Origin of the sequence: Sporosarcina sp. SAFN-015 (assembly GCF_051966875.1) — a bacterium.
Taxonomy (GTDB): domain Bacteria; phylum Bacillota; class Bacilli; order Bacillales_A; family Planococcaceae; genus Sporosarcina.
The window spans coordinates 13,040-31,837 of sequence record NZ_JBQCKP010000006.1 but is presented as its reverse complement, the minus strand read 5'-3'; the positions used below and the strand labels follow the sequence as shown (position 1 = coordinate 31,837).

Here is an 18,798-nt window from a genome sequence, read left to right as displayed (position 1 = left end):
CACTTCAGTGATTGGCAGCCTTTTTAGATTTCAATTTCTCAGAAGTAAAGTCAAGCTTCAATAATTGTTCATAAGCATCATCAACAGAGTCTGCATAGATGACAAAGTCGTTTTCTTGAGGATGTTTTGTCGTTGAATACTCATATCGGGGGTCGTAGTAGTTTTCAAGCAATAATGTAACTGCTCCCTTAAATTCACCTTTGTGTAACTTTTCTTCTATTTCTTTCGCGATAGGCACATGGATGCGCCGTTTAATTAAATTAAAAGCTTCGATGAATTTATCACCAGCATTCCATGGATTATAATCAGCCAATATGTTTTTTACCCGTTCCTCTATCGGTAGATGGATGAAAACATGGATTCCATTTTTCTTTTTGTCAAATAGGAATGCGGGAATCAGCACTTTGCCGATTCGTTTGCTCTCTCCTTCAATATAGACGAAAGGTTTGTCTTTCTTTTTTTGAAGTTCATGGATCAGCAAAGAATCGAACTTTTTTTGGTTATTTGGTTCACGTCCAATTTGACCGAAAATAGAGCCGCGATGTCCGGCGAGCTGTTCAAGATTGATAATAGGAAAACCAGTGCTTGCTAGCCGATTCAAAAGAGCTGTCTTGCCCGATCCAGTATATCCATTCAACACAATAAAACGAGGAGGGAATGCTTCTTTTTCCAACTCTTTCACGACCCATTGGCGATATGTTCGGATTCCACCGCTTAATCGGTTTGCTTGAATGCCCATTAAATCAAGGACGGTCGCGGCTGTTTTGCTTCTCATACCGCCGCGCCAGCAAAATACTGTCATAGGTGTTTCTATCTTCTTAAATTGCTGTATGAAAGAGGGGAGTTTCGCTGAGAAAATCTCCAGCCCCCGTTCAGTAGCAGTCTCTTTCCCGACCTGTTTGTACAGGGTTCCAATTTCTGCCCGTTCTTCGTCGGTGAAGACAGGAATATTGATACTGCCTGGTATAGTCGCTTCCCTATACTCTGACGGAGAACGGACATCAATAATTGTATGCGGCTCTTTTTCGACCGATAAAAATAGGTCTTGTAAACTTATATCACGAATCAATTTCAATCACCTTCTATTATAAGGGTTAGTCAACATGGATATTTCCTGAATGCACTGAAGTTACTTCCCCTATGATGGCTGCATGGACGCCTTTTTTATTCATCTCGTCAATTAATTGATCTACATCGTTTGCTGAAACTGAAATTAGCAGGCCACCTGAAGTGACCGCATCACATAAAATATAACGGTCCAATTGATCAAGTTTATCAGCATAAGTGACCGCATCATCGACGTGGGCATAGTTGCTTTTTGTACCGCCTGGTATTCTTCCTGCTTCTGCTAGTTCTTTTGTGCGAGGAAGAATCGGTACTTGCTCTGAAATAATTCGGATGCCTATCCCACTTGCTTTAGCCATTTCTGTCGCATGTCCAAGCAAGCCGAATCCAGTGACATCTGTAGCCGCATGAACTTCATATTTAGACATCACTTCTGACGCAGTCTTGTTCAAAGTCGTCATTATTGAAGTCACCCGCTCAATTTCTTCATTAGAAAGAGCACCGTGTTTTAAAGAAGTAGTATAAATTCCGACACCGATGGGCTTTGTCAGCACTAACTTGTCTCCTGCTTTCGCACCGGCGTTTGTAAGGACTTTTTCGGGATGCACAGTGCCTGTTACCGCTAAGCCGAATTTAGGCTCTTGATCGTCAATGGAATGCCCGCCGACAAGAGTAACTCCAGCTTCTTTTAACTTGTCTCCGGCACCTCTCAAAATTTCGGTAAGAATGCTTTTATCCAATTTGGCTATGGGGAAAGCCACAATATTTAGAGCGGTGATCGGAGTTCCGCCCATTGCGTAAACATCGCTAATAGCATTCGTTGCTGCAATTTGGCCGAAATCATAAGGATCATCGACAATCGGAGTGAAAAAGTCAAGTGTTTGGACGATTGCGACGTCGTCCGTTAATTTATAAACACCGGCATCATCACTCGTATCGAGACCGACGAGAAGATTTGGATTGGAGACGGCAGGAGGAAGGGATTGAAGAACTTGCACTAAGTCTGCGGGTCCAATTTTACAGCCACATCCTCCTTTTGTTGTAAGTGATGTCAATTTGACCTGGTTCGATGTTTCCATCCTCATTACCGCCTTTCATCTTTTTAATAAATAGTTTAGCACAATAGATACGAACGTACATTGTAAGACGATTCGAAACAATTTCTCACTATGCAACCCGCTTGGAAGGAATTCAAGAAAAAATAATGATACATTTGTATATATAAATTGGAGGAGGTTATGAGATGAATGCATATTCTATGATCATTGACGGAAAAGAAGTCGGGAAAGGTCTTGGTACAATTGATGTCATGAATCCTGCAACTGGAGAACTGATCGCAACGGTTCCGTATGGAGCTGAAGAGGAAGCTCATCAGGCAGTTGAAGCTGCAAACAATGCGTTTTATAAATGGTCAACGCTCTCCGCTTATGAAAGAAGTTCTTACTTGGTGAAATGGTATGAACTGATCGAAAGTCATGTGGATGATCTGGCTCGGACAATGACGGAAGAGCAAGGGAAGCCAATAGCCGAGGCAAAAGGAGAAATCACATATGCAAACGGCTTCATCTCTTGGTACGCAGAAGAAGCAAAGCGAATTTATGGTGAAATGATTCCTTCCAGCCATACAGGAAAACGGATTTTCGTTCATAAACAGCCCGTCGGCGTAACGGCAATTATAACCCCTTGGAATTTTCCGGCAGCGATGATTACTAGAAAAGTCGCCCCTGCATTGGCTGCAGGCTGCACGGTTGTCATCAAGCCAGCGGAACAGACTCCGATTACTGCGATACGGTTAGCTCAATTGGCATTGGAAGCTGGTATTCCTGCTGGTGTTGTAAATGTCGTTACAGGTGACGCTAGTTCAATTGGGGATGTTTGGCTGCAGGATACACGGGTACGTAAGCTGACATTTACCGGTTCTACCGAAGTCGGGAAACTGTTAATGCGCGGTGCGGCAGATACAGTGAAGAAAATATCTTTGGAATTAGGTGGGCATGCACCGGCAATTGTTATGGAAGACAGTAATCTTGATAAAGCCGTGGATGGGATTATTGCCGCAAAATTCAGGAACGCTGGACAAACTTGTGTATGTGCCAATCGAATTTATGTGCACGAAGCAATCGAAGAAGCCTTTTCACAGAAGTTGGTTGAGCGAATTAAACAATTGAAAGTAGGAAACGGCAAGGATGAAGGTGTGACAATCGGCCCTCTTATTGATGAAGACGCAATCCAAAAAGTACAACGACATGTCGATGATGCTCAAGCGAAAGGTGCGGAAATAGCCGTCGGCGGGTCAAGGAAAGAAGGCTTGTTCTACGAGCCGACTGTATTACGTAGTGTCAAGGATGACATGGTATGTATGCAGGAAGAAACGTTCGGTCCGGTTGCGCCGATTACAACTTTCTCATCAGAGGAAGAAGTGATCAGAAGAGCGAATGATTCGATTTATGGATTGGCGGCATATGTATTTACAGAGAACATTTCAACGGGCATTCGGTTGAGCGAACGTTTGGAATATGGAATCGTCGGCTTAAATGATGGACTCCCATCGACTCCACAAGCGCCTTTCGGAGGGTTTAAGCAAAGCGGACTCGGCAGGGAAGGCGGGCACCATGGCTTAGATGAATATATTGAAATAAAATATATCTCGGTAGGTTTATAATATTTAGGATGGCATCCATTTACTATGGGTGTCTTATTTTGTCATTTTTATTGTAAGTTTATCAATAATAGAAAATTTATAGTTGCATAGATATTATTAAAAAATACTTTTTATCTCGAAATCTATTTATTTACTTAGAATAAAATGGTAGACTGAAAACGACATCAAAGAAGAAGGGGGAAATGATTTGTTGTTCAAAAGAACCGCTATGATTTTCATGGCTGTTTTCATGTCGTTTGCTACCGTGTTCACAGTTGCTCCTTGGCAAAAGGAGGTTCAAGCTTCAGCTTCGTATGATAAGTTGGAAAGAAATATTAATGCTGTCTTATTGGGAGATTCAATGAAATCTGTCGTAAGTAGTGTCACAGTGCGAAAGGCATCGACGGGAGAAATAATTTATGAGGCCAATGCAGATAACAAAGTGACGCCAGCTTCTACATTGAAGCTGCTCACATCAGCGGCAGCATTGGAAACGCTCGGTGAAGAATACCGATTCAAGACGGATTTGCTTACGGACGGATCTATTTCCAAAGGGGTATTGAACGGAAATCTCTATCTGCGTGGCGAAGGGGATCCGACTCTTTTGAAAAAGGATTTAGATCAATTTGCTGCAACACTGGCTAAGCTCGGGATAAGGAAAGTGAATGGCGATCTTGTAGGAGATGATAGTTGGTTCGATTCAGTCCGTCTTTCACCTGGAATTGATAAAAGTGATGAAACCTTTTACTATGCCGCTCAAATTTCAGGATTAACATTATCTCCAAACACTGATTATGATGCCGGAACTGTCATTGTCAACGCTAGTCCGACTAAGAAAGGGTATAAAGCCAAAGTTACATTAACGCCTGACACGGGCATCGTCACAATCATTAACAAAAGTAAGACGGTTCCGAAAGGCTATAAAAACACATTGTCGATCAAGCGACAATATGGAACGAATAATATTATCATTACAGGAAATGTACCAGTTGGAAATGCTGGAAAAAAAGAATGGGTTACAATTTCTAATCCGACAGCTTATACACTTGATGTATTTAAAAAGTCGCTAGCAACAAAAGGAATCACATTCACCAAACCTTCCAAAGTGACAAGAAGAAGCACCCCGCAGAATGCCAAGGTCCTTACATCCAGACAGTCGATGCCATTGAAGAATTTGATGAAGCCATTCATGAAGTTAAGTAACAACACACATGCAGAAATATTGGCAAAGACGATGGGCAAACAGGTTTATGGGGAAGGCAGCTGGAATGCGGGTCTTCGTGTAATGCGAGAATTTGGACAATCCGTCGGTCTACATACAGCTGAATGGAGTTTTGAAGATGCATCCGGCATGTCTCATAAAAACAAAGTAACTTCTGCGCAACTGACAGAATTGCTATATATTGCACGGCAAGCTCCGTGGTACAAAAGTTTCGTACAAGCTATCCCTGTTTCAGGAATGAATGACCGTTTTGTAGGCGGTACGTTAAAAAATAGGCTGACGAGTGCTTCTGTAAAAGGGAAAGTCATTGCGAAGACAGGTAGTTTAAACCAAGTGAATTCATTGGCGGGCTATGTCGAAACTAAAAGTGGGGAAACATTGATTTTTAGCGTCCTTACACAAGGGCAAAGAAAGAATGCACTCCCTGCAATTGATAAAATCGCTACCGTCATTGCTACGACACCATAAAACTAAAACCCACATACGGCGCTATTGCCGTTTGTGGGTTTTCCTTGTAATTAAATAAGGAGTTCAAATAACGTGCTATCTTTATTCACTTCGGTGAACGGGAAGCCGTTCTGTTCCATTCGGAGCAGTAGACCAGCATAATCTTCTTTTCTTTTCAATTCAATGCCGACAAGGCCAGGTCCATTTTCTTTATTATGCTTTTTCGTATATTCAAAAGTTGTAATATCATCATCCGGCCCTAACACAGAGTCGAGAAATTGACGCAATGCGCCTGCGCGTTGAGGGAAATTGATGATGAAATAGTATAGCAAACCTTCATATAATAAGGATTTCTCCTTAATTTCCTGCATCCGTCCAATATCGTTATTCCCTCCGCTAATGATACAAACAACTGATTTCCCTTTGATTTGATCTTTATAGAAATCGAGTGCGGCAATTGGCAAAGCACCTGCAGGTTCAGCGATAATAGCATGCTCGTTATACAAATCCAAAATAGCGGTGCAAACTTTCCCTTCAGGTACACTTAAAATGTCGTCGATATATTTCCGGCATATTTCATACGTTTGGTTGCCTACACATTTAACGGCGGCACCATCGACGAATTTATCAATACTTTCTAAAGCCGTAACAGCTCCATTTCGGACAGCAGCCTTCATACTGCTAGCCCCTTCCGGTTCGACTCCGATCATCTTTGTATTAGGGGATAGGTTTTTAATATATGTGCTAATACCCGACATGAGACCGCCTCCGCCGATGCTTGCAAAAACGAAGTCAATCGGTTCTTCAATGTCGTTCATCAATTCAACAGCTACTGTCCCTTGCCCTGCAATAATATCCTTGTCATCGAATGGATGGATAAAAATGCGATCCTCCTGTTCCGCGCTATTCACTGCGTGGGCAGATGAATCATCAAATGTATCACCGACGAGGATGATTTCCACAAAATCCTTGCCAAACATTTTCACTTGATTGACTTTCTGTTTCGGTGTCGTTTGTGGCATGAAGATTTTGCCATTAATTTTCAATTGAGCACATGCATAAGCGACACCTTGTGCATGATTGCCGGCACTTACACAGACAATCCCTTTTTCGCGGGCTTCTGCTTCAATCCGCTTGATTTTATAATAGGCACCGCGTAATTTGAACGAGCGTACGTATTGTAAATCTTCCCGCTTAATATAGACATTACAACCGTATTTTTCGGACAGCCTCTCATTTTTTTGCAAAGGTGTATGAATTACTACATCCTTTAGCAATTGATTGGCGATCAGGATATCTTCCACTTGTACTGTCTTTGTTTCACTTTTAGCCATCTTTGTCATATGCTCGTTCCCTCCGGTAACTTAAATGAATATTTTATTATATTAACATGAAACACCGAAGCAGAACATAAGATTGTTCATAATTGCCGATTAATTTGAATGAATTTCTCAAGACGAATTATTCAATTAAATATGTAAGCGTTTTCTTTATAGGAATATCAAATTTTAAGAAGTGACGACAAGTTTCAAAGCTCTTGGTTGAATGGAAAGGTGAATGTGAGTAGAGAAGAATATTTCTCCATCAACGATATAAGGTAATTTATGTTCTCCTTCAATTTTAATATCCTTTCCTTTCAAATAGGTCACTTCTTTCTCAAAGATAGGATGGCCTTTTAAAAGTTTAGGAAAAAGCTTAGTCATAACATTCCAGCGTTTCGCATTATGCAAGATAGTCACATCTATTAGTCCGTCTTGAGGATCTGCAAAAGGACAAATGATTAGACCACCTCCATACATTTTCATATTACCATTCGCAACTAGCCATAAGTTAGTTTGGAGAGTTAGACTTCCATCGACAAAGAAACTGCCACGGTATGGCTTGAAAGTCATCAGCTCAATGATTGCGGCAATTGTATAAGTAAAAGAACCGAAACCGAATCGATTAAGCCATTTTTTATAACTGGAGCGATCAGCTCTCATTCCAATCTTCGCATCCATTCCGACACCGACGACTGTTATTCCATACAATCCATTCACATATAGTAGATCTATCGCTTTCGTTTCACCAATGATCAATTTCTCGACAAAATGAACCGGTTTTCCAACAAGATTACAATTTCTGGCGATATCATTTCCAGATCCAGCAGGGAGGATAGCGAGTGGAATATTCGTATTGACCAATTGTTGAAGGGCGGAGCTTACGGTTCCATCGCCGCCAATAACGATGAAAGCCCGAATTGATTGTGAAGCAATTTTTTCTATCATATACGTGCGTGTCAATTCGGGAGAGATGCATATATGTGTTTCATAGGATATATTCTTAGCGATTAATATTGGATTAATTTCGTGCCAAATTGCAAGTGCCTCGCCTTTACCAGACGAGGGATTAATTATAAATACATACATGTGACGCCCCCATTCCTTTCTACTAGTTTAGTATAATCCAACTGAAGGAATAATTGAATTATGATTAGTCTGTTTTAAACTTTTGAAAGACGGGAAATCCTTAATGATGAGTTGCGATGAAAAGGAGAGGATATCATGCAGAAATGGGATAGCAGACCTGATAAGCCCGATACCGGTCTATGGGTCGCTTTAGGGGTATCATGCCTCATCATACTTATAATCATTCTCGTTAATCTTATGTAATATGTCTAAGCTTCTTTCCCGTCTAGGAAAGGAGCTTTCTTCATTTGTCTAATTAGGAGTCTCTCATTATAATGAATTTAATGAATAGTTTAAATACAGAGGGGCGGGATTGGGGAATGGAGAAGGTGGAGTTCATATTAGATGCAGATGTTACACATATACGAAAGATGATATGGAACAAGGAAATAACCGTTTCAGAAGTCACTTCTATTTTCATTGAAAGAATAAAAGAAAAAAATCCATCTGTTAATTTCTTAGTGGAAGATTGTTTTTCCGCTGCAATGGAACAATCGGCACAGGCTGACGAGGCATTATCGAACGGGGAAGCGGTAGGGATGTTATTTGGTGTTCCAATGAGCATGAAAGAATCATTTGATGTTGCCGGAATGCAAACGACCGGCGGATTGCTTGCAAGGAGAAACTCCGTACAGGAAGAAGACGCGCATATTGTCAAAAAGTTGAAAGCTGAAGGGGCAATTATACTAGGTAAGACAAACACACCTGAATTATGCTTTTGCCAAGAGACGGATAATAAATTGTATGGTAGAACAAATAATCCATGGAACTTAAGTCGGACAGTCGGCGGTTCAAGCGGCGGAGAGGGGGCGGCGATTGCACTTGGCGCGGCGGCGGCCGGAATTGGATCGGACATAGGAGGTTCAATCCGGTTTCCAAGCCATTTCAATGGTGTCATTGGATTTAAATCAGGAAAAGGGCAAGTGTCCCAAGTTGGAAGTTTTCCATTTGTGGATGATCCATGGCAACAAAGGATGCTTGGCATTGGACCGATGACGAAAACAGTAAGGGATGCAAAGCTATTGTATTCTATCATAGCTGACCACCAAATCGAAGAGCAGAGAATCACCGATTTTTCAATAAATGTTTTTCGTACAACCGAGTTCCCAATGTCCGATGAAACAATAAAATTAGTAAACAGCGTCTATCTTTTCTTGAAGGATCATTATAAGACGGATAGGGAAACAGTACCCTATATGAAAGAATCAGCGCTTCTTTGGCAGGAAATCATGTCGATCGATGGAGGGGAATCCACCCGGAAAGTAGCGTTCGGAAATGAAAAAGGCAGTCCGCTAGCTGCGTTTATAAAAGAAAAAATGAATGGAACCGCAACTGTTCATCGCTATTTATCGTGGGCATTAATCGGGGCTGCATTGTTCAAGCCGTCGGCAAAAAGGATAGATGAAATATCAAATCTATTAGACGAAGGAGATCAATTCTTAGAAGATTACTTAACAAAACGATTAATTATCATGCCGGTTTATCATACTGCAGCTCCCCCTCACGGCATTGTTTATAGCGAGATTTTTTCAATTAAAAAGACATTCATGAAATACATGCCGTTTGTCGCATATGCAAATACATGGGGGTTACCTGCGTTGACAGTACCCGTAGGAAGGGATAATGAAGGAATGCCAATTGGACTACAGATCATTAGCAAAAACGGCAACGAGGATGCCATCTTTTCGCTCGGATCCATTCTTGAAAAACAATTTGGAGGCTACTCTAGGGCTGAATAAAGAAGTGTAAAAAAGTTAAGTAGATGAAGGAAGCAATCAACTTCCTTCATCTTTTTTTATGGATTACTAATTAAATGAAAAAAGATAAAGAAAATGTATATGAAATCATGTATCATTTAGATAGTTAGTTCTATCATCAAATGATAGATTAGTAACAGGAAGGAAGAGAATTGATGAATAAAAGAAATAGCCTAACTTTCCAATTAGGCACCATAATAGTCGGCATTCTTATCGCGATGCTTGCTATCACATCTGTCGCCACGTATAAGACGGCATACGATAAGCTTTACGATGCAGCAGGTATAGAGGCCTATGGATGTGCAAGCATAACGACAGGTTTACTACTGCCTAATGACATTGAAAATGCATTGGCAGGAGATAAAGCGACGATTGAAAAAGTAGGCAAAGAATTGAATTGGACAGTTTTACATAAAGACATTTTTGAAACGCAATACGTCGTTGATTTAAATGGCAAACTTATGGCACTTGATGATAATTTAGCTAGTAAAGGTATCGAAGCGGGAGATCAAATACCGTTGGATGAAGAAGCAATTTCCATGCTGCTGGAAATGAAACATCCAACTTATTCAGAACCGTATAATTTTGCTGGCATGAAAAGATTGTCCGGGTATGCGCCAATCTTCAAAGATCACGACCCGTCTAAAGAGATTATCGCAATCAGCGTAATTGATTTTGATGCGAGCATCGTAGCAGACCGGACATGGGAAGTTGTTCGTGATGGCATACTTATTAGCATCATTCCAGTACTAATTGCAGCCTTCGTTACAATTATGCTTATCCGCCGTAAAACAAAGCCGATTTCCCGATTAATCGGTCATGCGAAAGAAATTGCGAACGGTAATTTGAACATTGGAAATGTAGATGTGAGTTCCAAGGATGAAGTTGGGGATCTTGCTAACACATTGAATACGATGACGTCAAACTTGCGTACTATGATCGGAACGATGAAGGATACATCGCATAAGCTAATGGAGAATTCCTCAACGACCGCTTCGGCATTAGGTGAAATGAACGGAGCAATTGAAATGGTTGCGGACAATATGAACGATGTTGCTTTAAGTGTCACGGAAGGCACAACTAATACAGAAAATGCATATTCCATCCTGAGCTCACTTGCAGCCGACTTGCAAAATTCTAAAGTGCGGGCAGATGAGGTAGCTGCCAATTCCCAATTAACGATGAGAATTGCGCAAGATGGGCAACAGCTTGCAAACGATATTAGCCAGGACATGAATAAAATTAGACAGTCTTCAACTGATGTTGGTTCAACAATTCAAGAACTTATCAAGTCAACGAGTAAAATACAAGAAATAACGAATTCAATTTCAGGCATTGCTGCACAGACGAATTTATTGGCATTGAACGCTTCAATAGAGGCTGCCAGAGCTGGTGAACATGGAAGAGGGTTTGCGGTAGTAGCGGAAGAAGTTAGAAAGCTAGCCGAACAATCCAATCTGGAAGTGCAGCAAGTTGAAAATATCGTCAATGATATAACAACTACAATTGGACAAGTTGAGGTCTCTGCTTTGGAAAGTACGAAAGTAGTAGAGACAGGTAGCCGGACTGCGCAACTCACTTCAGAATCGCTAAGCAATATTGCCGCAGCAGTCTCAAATACAGTTCAGGAAATTAATCAAATTTCCGAATTAATGAGTAGAGAAGCAGAGAAATCAGCTTCAGTAGTAGATTTGATCACTAACTTAACAACGGCAATGCAAGAAATCGAGAATAAAACGAATAATATTTCTGCTGCAACGGAGGAAACAACCGCTTCAATCAGCGAAGTGTCACAGCGATCGCTGCAAACAAATGGTATGGCTAAAGAGCTTGAAAAAATGGTTGGGCAGTTCAACCTATAGCATCCAGTTAAGCGGGAAGACTCTAAAATTTCCTTCTTGCTTAATTTGATGGTCAATTGTGGAGGCTATGTTATAATGCATGATGTAAATAATTTTTTATCGAGGAGAAATGGAAATGTTAAAAGATTTCTTTATCGGCCTATCCCAAAATCAATTTTTGAATAGTGCGGCGAAAAAATACGGCTTGAAATTAGGCGCTCAAAACGTTGTTGCGGGAACAAATATTACTGAAACAATTGAGAGCATCAAAGAATTGAACAAACACGGAATTTCTTGTACTGTAGACAACTTAGGCGAATTCGTCTATGAAAAAGAGGAAGCACTCGCAGCGAAAGAACAGATTCTCGCAGTCATTGAAGCTATTCATGAGAATGAAGTGGATGCGCATATTTCATTGAAGCCATCTCAACTAGGTTTAGATATCGACTATGATTTCTGTAAAGAAAACATAGAGGAAATCGTCGCTACGGCAAATAAATACGGTCTTTTTGTCAATTTTGACATGGAAGACTATGCACGTCTCCTACCTTCATTCAACTTGTTGGACGAGCTGTCGACACAATACGACAATGTCGGTACAGTCATTCAAGCTTATTTTTTCCGGGCGGAAGAAGACTTGCATAAGTATAAGAATTACCGTCTCAGGATCGTCAAGGGAGCTTATAAAGAGCCTGCCGAATATGCTTACCAAGATAAACAAGACATCGACAAAAACTATATTAAATTGATTGAATGGCACTTATTGAACGGTAAATTTACGTCAATCGCAACGCATGACCATAATGTCATCAATCATGTTAAACAATTCGTCAAAGACAATAATATTTCAAACGATAAGTTTGAATTCCAAATGTTATACGGTTTCAGGAAAGAAATGCAATTGGAACTCGCGAAAGAAGGATACAACTTCTGTACGTACGTTCCTTTCGGACAAGACTGGTACGGCTATTTCATGCGTCGACTTGCGGAAAGACCACAAAATATGAATCTTGTCGTGAAACAAGTGTTTACGAAAAAGACGAATACGATGATTGGTTTAGCGGCTGGTGCATTCCTGCTCGGACGCCTAACGAAAAAGAAATAAACTAAATAATACAGGTGGGGAGAAACGAATCAAATCGTATCTTCCCACCTGTTTGTTTATCCGAAAATAACAATTACAATAAAGTAGATTACCATTGCAATCAAGCCGATTGGAACACCGAATCGCGCCCACTCAACGCTTTTGATATTCAATTTTCCGGCGGCGATAATATTAGGGATATTACCTGGTATTAGCATTCCGCCACTAATAAGTAACCCTAGCAAAATCGCTTTAATCGTAGGCTCGTCCATCTCGCTGCTAATTTCTGCTGCTGCGAGCGTTGCATTATCGAGTACAGCCGAAATCATATTGATCCAATAAAGGATATACGGGTTTAGGTCAAGAAGGAATCGTTTAATGAACGGCTCAAATCCTGCGCCTAATAATGTCAATGCCATGACGAACAGGTAAACTTTAAACCCGCGGATAAGGATATCCACTAATGATTCGTCCCCTTGGTTCGCCTTCAAGCCCCCCGTCTTTTTCGAAGGCTTGATTAAGAACATTGCCAATACGCCGAAAGCGATGACTCCCGGGATAACATCTGGGCCAATAAGTTTTAGAAGATAAAAAAAGTCCTCATTCAGTTTGCTCGTTGCAATTGTTGAAAGCGGTTCACCGATCGGTGTCAACACAGCGCCCATTCCAATTGAATAACAGGCAAGGATGACAAACCGAACTTCCGATTTGCGATCAAGTTCTAAAACACTGACGATGGCGACTAAAACGAGAGCTGCAATGATAGCGGTGATGATGCTTGAAATGATTCCGAGAATAATAATGACTAGCGCTAAAAAGAGTTTAAAAGGAATGATCCGGCTCACACCTTCGATTCCTTTTTCAAAAGGCTTTTTGAGCCATTTGAAAATAAGACCCGCCACGATGACAGCAATCGTTATATGTATTGGATCCTCCAACGCCTTTAAAACCAAATCCTTATTCAATACTCCGCTCACTACGACCGCCGCAATTCCCATGATGAAGAGGAATACTTCCAAGTTGCGTTCAACAAATGGGATTGTGAAGGGCAGGAATAAAACTAACGCTAAGATGATAGACAAACCCACAATCATAATCTTTCCCCTTTTCCATTATTTAATTTACTTTCTATTCTATTATATCGCTTTATTAAGAAAAATATTTATTGGAAAATAAAAGCAATACCGCAAGCGGTATTGCTTTCAAAGATGATTAAATTGTATTAATGAACGCCCTTCATATATTTCAAGATGATGGGGGAAATTGCAAATAGGATTAAACTTAATACAATCGCTACACCGCCGATGATCCCGAAATACATCATTTCTGTTTCGGCAGAGTAAAATTTCACAAGTTGTGCATTCAAAGCCTGTGCTGCAGCGTTCGAAAGGAACCATAAGCTCATCGTCTGTGCAGAAAAGGCTGCTGGCGCTAATTTTGTCGTTGCGGATAATCCTACAGGAGAAAGGCATAGTTCACCTAACACTGCAATGAAAATACTGAGGACTAACCAAAGTGGGTTGACAAGTGTATCCGCGCCACCGAAATACGCAGGTAACAGAATAACGATGAATGAAAGTCCTGCAAAAAGAATTCCAAATGAGAATTTTTGAGGGATTGTCGGTTGACGTTTCCCCATTTTAATCCATAGCCATGCAAATACTGGTGCTAAAACAATGATGAATAATGGATTCAATGATTGGAACCAAGCAGGTGAGATATGGAATCCGAAAACATCCAAATCTGTTCGCTTATCTGCATACAATGCCAAAATGGTTGATCCTTGTTCAGCAATCGACCAAAACATAACTGCAGCCAAAAACAATGGAATATATGCGATGATTCGTGACTTTTCATCCGGTGTTGTCTTGTCACTTCTGTACATGACAACGAAATAGCAGAAAGGAATTACGAACCCGAGGATCCCTACCAATGCGATGAACGAGTCAAACGTAAGCCAACCATTAGGAATTGAGATAGCAACAAGTACGCCTAAGACTACTACTGCGGCTAAAATCGTTAAGAAGAAACGTTTCCGATCTTCTGGTTTTAATGGATTGGCGATTTGAGTTCCCGCGAGTCCCAAGTTCTTCTTCTTCGTATAGACGAACATGAGAAGACCGAAAAACATACCAACAGCAGCAAGACTAAAACCAAGGTGGAAGTTGTATTCCAATCCGATTGTCCCAACAATCCAAGGTGCGATGAAGCTTCCCATGTTAATGCCCATATAGAAAATACTGAAGCCCGAATCTCTGCGAATATCTTCTTTGCTATATATATCGCCAACGATACTTGAAACGTTCGGTTTTAAAAGGCCTGTACCAAGAACGATCAGTCCCATCGAGATGAAAAGGCCAGTTGCTCCCGCCGGCATTGCAAGGACAATATGACCGATCATAATCAATACTCCGCCATAGAATACCGCCTTGGAAGTACCGAATACACGGTCAGCAAGCCATCCACCGATAATACCGGACATATAGACAAGAGCCCCGTAAATGGACATGATTGAGAGGGCAGTCGTTTCACTTATCCCAAGTCCGCCTTTGGTCACTTCATAATACATATAGAAGAGGAGGATTGCCCTCATTCCGTAATAAGAAAAACGTTCCCAAAATTCTGTGAAAAATAACGTGAAAAGCCCTTTAGGATGTCCGAAGAATCCTTTTTGGGGAACGCTTTCAACAATTTGCTCTTTCGTTATTTGTGACATTGAAATGTTGCCTCCTTTAGTATTTCATTATTATATAGATAAATTAATTATATTGTCAAAATAAAAATGCCTTCTTTAAAATTTGTTTTTATCATGATAATAGAGTGTTTTCAGACACATCTTATATTTTTAAAATTATATTTAAAAAGAAAATTTACCTAGGACTACTGTAATAGAGACAACATTATAATACCCATTGGGCCAAAGCCGATACTTCAAGTGATGACCGGAATTACGAGCTTTGTATTATTTTACTTTGATTTCAAATATAAGCAGGACGTCAACGTTCAAAAACAACTGAATATGAGCTATCATGAAGATATGCAGTTAGTAGAAATGGATGTGTTGTTATGAGCCAATTGATTGTAGAGAATTTAACGAAAAGCGTCGGAGAAAAAACATTGTTCCGTGATATTTCTTTCACGATAGTAAGTGGGGAAAAAGTAGGCTTAATTGGGATTAACGGAACCGGTAAGTCAACTCTTCTTTCCATCATTGCCGGTGTAGAGGATGCAGATTCTATCAGCAAAGAACATCCAAATAAATATAGCATCTCCTATTTACCACAAACCCCTTTAGTAGATCCTGACAAAACTGTAATGGAAACAGTATTCATGTCAGATGCACCGATAATCAAATTGAATTTGGAATATGAATATGCGCTTGCAGCACTTTCAGCTGATTCCTCATCTGCAGAAAATCAAGAACGTTTTTCGAGGTTGCAAAATGAGATGGACGCACGATCCGCTTGGGATTTGAACACAAAAGCGAGGATGGTTCTGACAAAGCTTGGAATTGACACTTTCAATAAAAAAATGGGCGAGCTTTCCGGAGGACAACAGAAACGTGTCGCCTTGACAAAAGTGATTATCGAACCTGCCGATCTTCTACTTTTGGATGAGCCTACCAACCACCTTGATGTACAGTCAATCACATGGTTGCAGGAATACTTGAAGAGTGAGCAAGGGGCTGTCATGTTCATTACACATGACCGCTATTTCCTTGATGAGGTATCTACCCATATTTATGAATTGGCCGATCGTACGCTTTACACGCATACCGGAAATTTCGCCGATTATTTGGAATCGAAGGCGATCAGGGAAGAGATGGCGGAAGCGACAGATGCTAAGATGCGAAACAGATACCGAACGGAGTTAAAATGGATCAGGCGTGGGGCAAAAGCTAGATCGACGAAGCAGAAGGCTCGGATCGGCCGATTCGAAGAGCTTCAAGAGAATCTGAAAAAAGATGGCCCTGCTGTTGACATGGATGTGTCATTGAAAACATCCCGTCTCGGCAAAAAAGTCATTGAGACGCATGATATTTCAAAGGCTTTCAATCATAACAAAATAATTGATCGTTTCAGTTGCATTTTGCAATCGGGGGACCGCATAGCTATCGTTGGTCCGAACGGTGCAGGAAAATCGACGCTTATGAAACTGTTTGCGAAAGATCTCGAACCGGATAGCGGCTCAATAGAGATGGGATCTACCGTGAAAATAGCGCATTTTCATCAGCATCTACCGCATATGGACGAAAACAAACGAATTATTGAATACATTCGGGAAACGTCGAATGACATTGAAGATGGAGCTGGTGCCAGAATTTCTGCTACGCAAATGCTCGAACGTTTTCTGTTTCCTTCATCAGCACATGGAACTCCGATCGGAAAGTTATCCGGTGGAGAAAGGAAAAGGCTTTATTTGTTAAAATTGCTCATGGAACAGCCAAATGTATTGTTGCTTGATGAACCGACGAATGACCTCGATATCGAAACTTTATCAGTGCTCGAATCCTTTATTGATTCATTTCCAGGTGTCGTGATGACAATCTCACATGATCGCTTTTTCCTTGATAGGACATCTACGAAGCTTTGGGTATTAGATGGCTCTGGAAATATTGACGTGCTATACGGCCTTTATTCCGAATATCTTGAAGCAGAAATCGATAAAGCTAATGTAGTCACTTCTAAAAAAGAAGCTCCGGTTCAGCAACCGCCCGAGCCGACCATTGCTAAAAAGCGAATGACCTATTCAGAGAAAAAGGAATGGGAAACAATTGAGCAGGACATCGAGAATATTGAGGCGAAAATTGATTCGACGGAAGCCGAAATGATTGAATTCGGATCGAATTATGATCGTTTGCGTGAATTGACAAAGACGCTGGATGATCTGAATGCTGAATACGAGCGTTTGATTGAACGATGGACATATTTACAAGAAATATCCGGATCATAAAGTGAGGAGTGTTCGAAATGAAAATTGTAACGATAGAACCGACACCAAGTCCAAACTCCATGAAGATTATTTTGGACAAAGAGCTTCCGATGGGTGTCAGCCATAACTATAAAAAAGAAGACGCCGAGACTGCACCTCATCCTGTATCGAAAATACTTTCTATAAAAGGCGTAAAAGGAATCTACCATGTGATGGATTTCATGGCAGTTGAACGTATCGGTAACGTTGCTTGGGAAAATATACTTGCTGAAGTGCAAGCTATTTTCAACGAAGAGTCAGTGGACGTTAGCCGAGTTGACGAGCAAACACCAGATGATCATTACGGAGAAGTGTATGTTCATGTTCAAACGTATAAAGACATTCCTCTTCAAGTGAAAGTTTTCGATAGTGATTCCGAATTGCGATTTGGGTTAAGCGACCGATTCCGCGAAGCGATGGAAAAAGTGCATAGTACGGAAGTGGAAAACTATATTCTCCTCCGTAAATGGGCAGATTATGGCATTCGATATGGAGAAAAGCAAGAAATTGGCGAAACTGTCGTGCTGGAAGTCGAAGCCGCATATCCTGATGAACGTTTAGAGGAAATTATAAACCGATCAGAACAGGGGAAAAGCAATGTAGAAGAACGAAAACGCAAAGTCACTTTGGATGATTTCAATGTGGAAGAATGGGAAAAACGATTCCAATTGATTGATCAAATGCCAGATCCAGACGTTTCCGATCTTCCATTGCTTGATCGTGCGCTGGAAGATGAAAAAATGTCCATTCGCCGCCTTGCTACGGTTTACCTCGGCATGATTGAAGACGAGTCTGTCATTCCATATGTGGAAAAAGCATTGAAGGATAAAAGTTGGGCGGTACGCCGAACAGCAGGCGACTGCATGAGCGATTTAGGCTTTGCAGGCTTTGAGAAAGCTGCTATAGAGGCATTGAAAGATAAGAACAAGCTTGTCAGATGGCGTGCAGCGATGTTCTTATATGAATCGGGCACTGAAAACGCGTTGGATGCATTACATGAAGCTGAAAATGATCCTGAATTTGAAGTGAAGCTGCAAGTACGCATGGCTATTGCAAGAATCACAGAAGGAGAAGAAGCAAAAGGTTCCATCTGGAAGCAGATGACCGAATTGCATAGTAGTTCATCCGAATAATTGTCGAAATCTGTCTAAAAACACCAGCGAGTGTGCTTAAATACACTTGCTGGTGTTTTATTATTTTTTTATCAAAATGTATTGTTAGAACTGGAAAAAACCATAAAAAAAACTGGAGTATTTTCAAATTAGATAACGCTTACAAATTAATTTTCTGCTTTATCCAAAAAAAAAATGAAATTATTTAGTT

Annotated in this window: 13 protein-coding genes; 7 read left to right on the top strand and 6 right to left on the bottom strand. The window is 40.7% G+C overall.

Annotated elements, in window-relative coordinates; all coding sequences use genetic code 11:
• Positions 1–4: 4 nt before the first annotated feature.
• Entirely contained in the window at positions 5–1,069 is a 1,065-nt protein-coding gene (mnmH, locus tag ACTHPA_RS11615; RefSeq protein WP_440500433.1) for a tRNA 2-selenouridine(34) synthase MnmH, read from the bottom strand.
• 25 nt (positions 1,070–1,094) lie between these two features.
• Positions 1,095–2,144, bottom strand: coding sequence for a selenide, water dikinase SelD (selD, locus tag ACTHPA_RS11610; RefSeq protein ID WP_440500432.1), 1,050 nt, complete (start codon positions 2,142–2,144; stop codon positions 1,095–1,097).
• Between the two features lie 164 nt (positions 2,145–2,308).
• On the opposite strand from selD, the gene ACTHPA_RS11605 reads away from it, so the two are divergent.
• The gene (locus ACTHPA_RS11605; RefSeq protein ID WP_440500430.1) at positions 2,309–3,727 is read left to right on the top strand and encodes an NAD-dependent succinate-semialdehyde dehydrogenase; all 1,419 of its coding nucleotides are present in this window, start codon (positions 2,309–2,311) and stop codon (positions 3,725–3,727) included.
• A 187-nt stretch (positions 3,728–3,914) separates the two neighbouring features.
• A complete protein-coding gene (gene dacB / locus ACTHPA_RS11600; protein ID WP_440500429.1) occupies positions 3,915–5,396 on the top strand; it encodes a D-alanyl-D-alanine carboxypeptidase/D-alanyl-D-alanine endopeptidase in 1,482 nt (493 codons plus the stop codon).
• 50 nt (positions 5,397–5,446) lie between these two features.
• Here dacB and ilvA read toward each other — a convergent pair whose 3' ends face one another.
• Together ilvA and ACTHPA_RS11590 are read right to left on the bottom strand one after the other, a co-directional pair.
• A complete protein-coding gene (ilvA, locus tag ACTHPA_RS11595; RefSeq protein WP_440500693.1) occupies positions 5,447–6,709 on the bottom strand; it encodes a threonine ammonia-lyase IlvA in 1,263 nt (420 codons plus the stop codon).
• A 174-nt stretch (positions 6,710–6,883) separates the two neighbouring features.
• On the bottom strand, positions 6,884–7,783 hold the full coding sequence (locus ACTHPA_RS11590) for a diacylglycerol/lipid kinase family protein (protein WP_440500428.1): 900 nt from the start codon (positions 7,781–7,783) through the stop codon (positions 6,884–6,886).
• Positions 7,784–8,097: 314 nt separating this feature from the next.
• On the opposite strand from ACTHPA_RS11590, the gene ACTHPA_RS11585 reads away from it, so the two are divergent.
• From ACTHPA_RS11585 to ACTHPA_RS11575, 3 genes are all read left to right on the top strand, one after another.
• The gene (locus tag ACTHPA_RS11585) at positions 8,098–9,561 is read left to right on the top strand and encodes an amidase (RefSeq protein ID WP_440500427.1); all 1,464 of its coding nucleotides are present in this window, start codon (positions 8,098–8,100) and stop codon (positions 9,559–9,561) included.
• A gap of 173 nt (positions 9,562–9,734) precedes the next feature.
• On the top strand, positions 9,735–11,441 hold the full coding sequence (locus ACTHPA_RS11580) for a methyl-accepting chemotaxis protein (RefSeq protein ID WP_440500426.1): 1,707 nt from the start codon (positions 9,735–9,737) through the stop codon (positions 11,439–11,441).
• A 115-nt stretch (positions 11,442–11,556) separates the two neighbouring features.
• A complete protein-coding gene (locus ACTHPA_RS11575; protein WP_440500425.1) occupies positions 11,557–12,525 on the top strand; it encodes a proline dehydrogenase family protein in 969 nt (322 codons plus the stop codon).
• A 56-nt stretch (positions 12,526–12,581) separates the two neighbouring features.
• Here the strand turns inward: ACTHPA_RS11575 and ACTHPA_RS11570 are convergent, their stop codons facing one another.
• Entirely contained in the window at positions 12,582–13,598 is a 1,017-nt protein-coding gene (locus ACTHPA_RS11570) for a DUF1646 family protein (RefSeq protein ID WP_440500423.1), read from the bottom strand.
• A 128-nt stretch (positions 13,599–13,726) separates the two neighbouring features.
• Positions 13,727–15,220, bottom strand: coding sequence for a peptide MFS transporter (locus ACTHPA_RS11565; protein WP_440500421.1), 1,494 nt, complete (start codon positions 15,218–15,220; stop codon positions 13,727–13,729).
• A 350-nt stretch (positions 15,221–15,570) separates the two neighbouring features.
• Here ACTHPA_RS11565 and ACTHPA_RS11560 point away from each other — a divergent pair, with 350 nt between their 5' ends.
• Both ACTHPA_RS11560 and ACTHPA_RS11555 read left to right on the top strand, forming a co-directional pair.
• Entirely contained in the window at positions 15,571–17,457 is a 1,887-nt protein-coding gene (locus ACTHPA_RS11560; RefSeq protein ID WP_440500420.1) for an ABC-F family ATP-binding cassette domain-containing protein, read from the top strand.
• Between the two features lie 17 nt (positions 17,458–17,474).
• Positions 17,475–18,608: a conserved virulence factor C family protein gene (locus tag ACTHPA_RS11555; RefSeq protein ID WP_440500419.1), complete on the top strand. Its 1,134-nt coding sequence runs from the start codon at positions 17,475–17,477 to the stop codon at positions 18,606–18,608.
• The last annotated feature ends 190 nt before the right edge of the window (positions 18,609–18,798 follow it).

Excerpts from the sequence above, each read along its gene's own strand:
- ilvA (WP_440500693.1), bottom strand. The coding sequence starts at position 6,709 with ATGGCTAAAAGTGAAACAAAGACAGTACAAGTGGAAGATATCCTGATC.
- ACTHPA_RS11575 (WP_440500425.1), top strand. The coding sequence starts at position 11,557 with ATGTTAAAAGATTTCTTTATCGGCCTATCCCAAAATCAATTTTTGAAT.
- ACTHPA_RS11570 (WP_440500423.1), bottom strand. The coding sequence starts at position 13,598 with ATGATTGTGGGTTTGTCTATCATCTTAGCGTTAGTTTTATTCCTGCCC.
- ACTHPA_RS11560 (WP_440500420.1), top strand. The coding sequence starts at position 15,571 with ATGAGCCAATTGATTGTAGAGAATTTAACGAAAAGCGTCGGAGAAAAA.
- ACTHPA_RS11580 (WP_440500426.1), top strand. The coding sequence starts at position 9,735 with ATGAATAAAAGAAATAGCCTAACTTTCCAATTAGGCACCATAATAGTC.
- ACTHPA_RS11555 (WP_440500419.1), top strand. The coding sequence starts at position 17,475 with ATGAAAATTGTAACGATAGAACCGACACCAAGTCCAAACTCCATGAAG.
- ACTHPA_RS11565 (WP_440500421.1), bottom strand. The coding sequence starts at position 15,220 with ATGTCACAAATAACGAAAGAGCAAATTGTTGAAAGCGTTCCCCAAAAA.
- ACTHPA_RS11590 (WP_440500428.1), bottom strand. The coding sequence starts at position 7,783 with ATGTATGTATTTATAATTAATCCCTCGTCTGGTAAAGGCGAGGCACTT.
- ACTHPA_RS11585 (WP_440500427.1), top strand. The coding sequence starts at position 8,098 with ATGAATTTAATGAATAGTTTAAATACAGAGGGGCGGGATTGGGGAATG.
- ACTHPA_RS11605 (WP_440500430.1), top strand. The coding sequence starts at position 2,309 with ATGAATGCATATTCTATGATCATTGACGGAAAAGAAGTCGGGAAAGGT.
- selD (WP_440500432.1), bottom strand. The coding sequence starts at position 2,144 with ATGGAAACATCGAACCAGGTCAAATTGACATCACTTACAACAAAAGGA.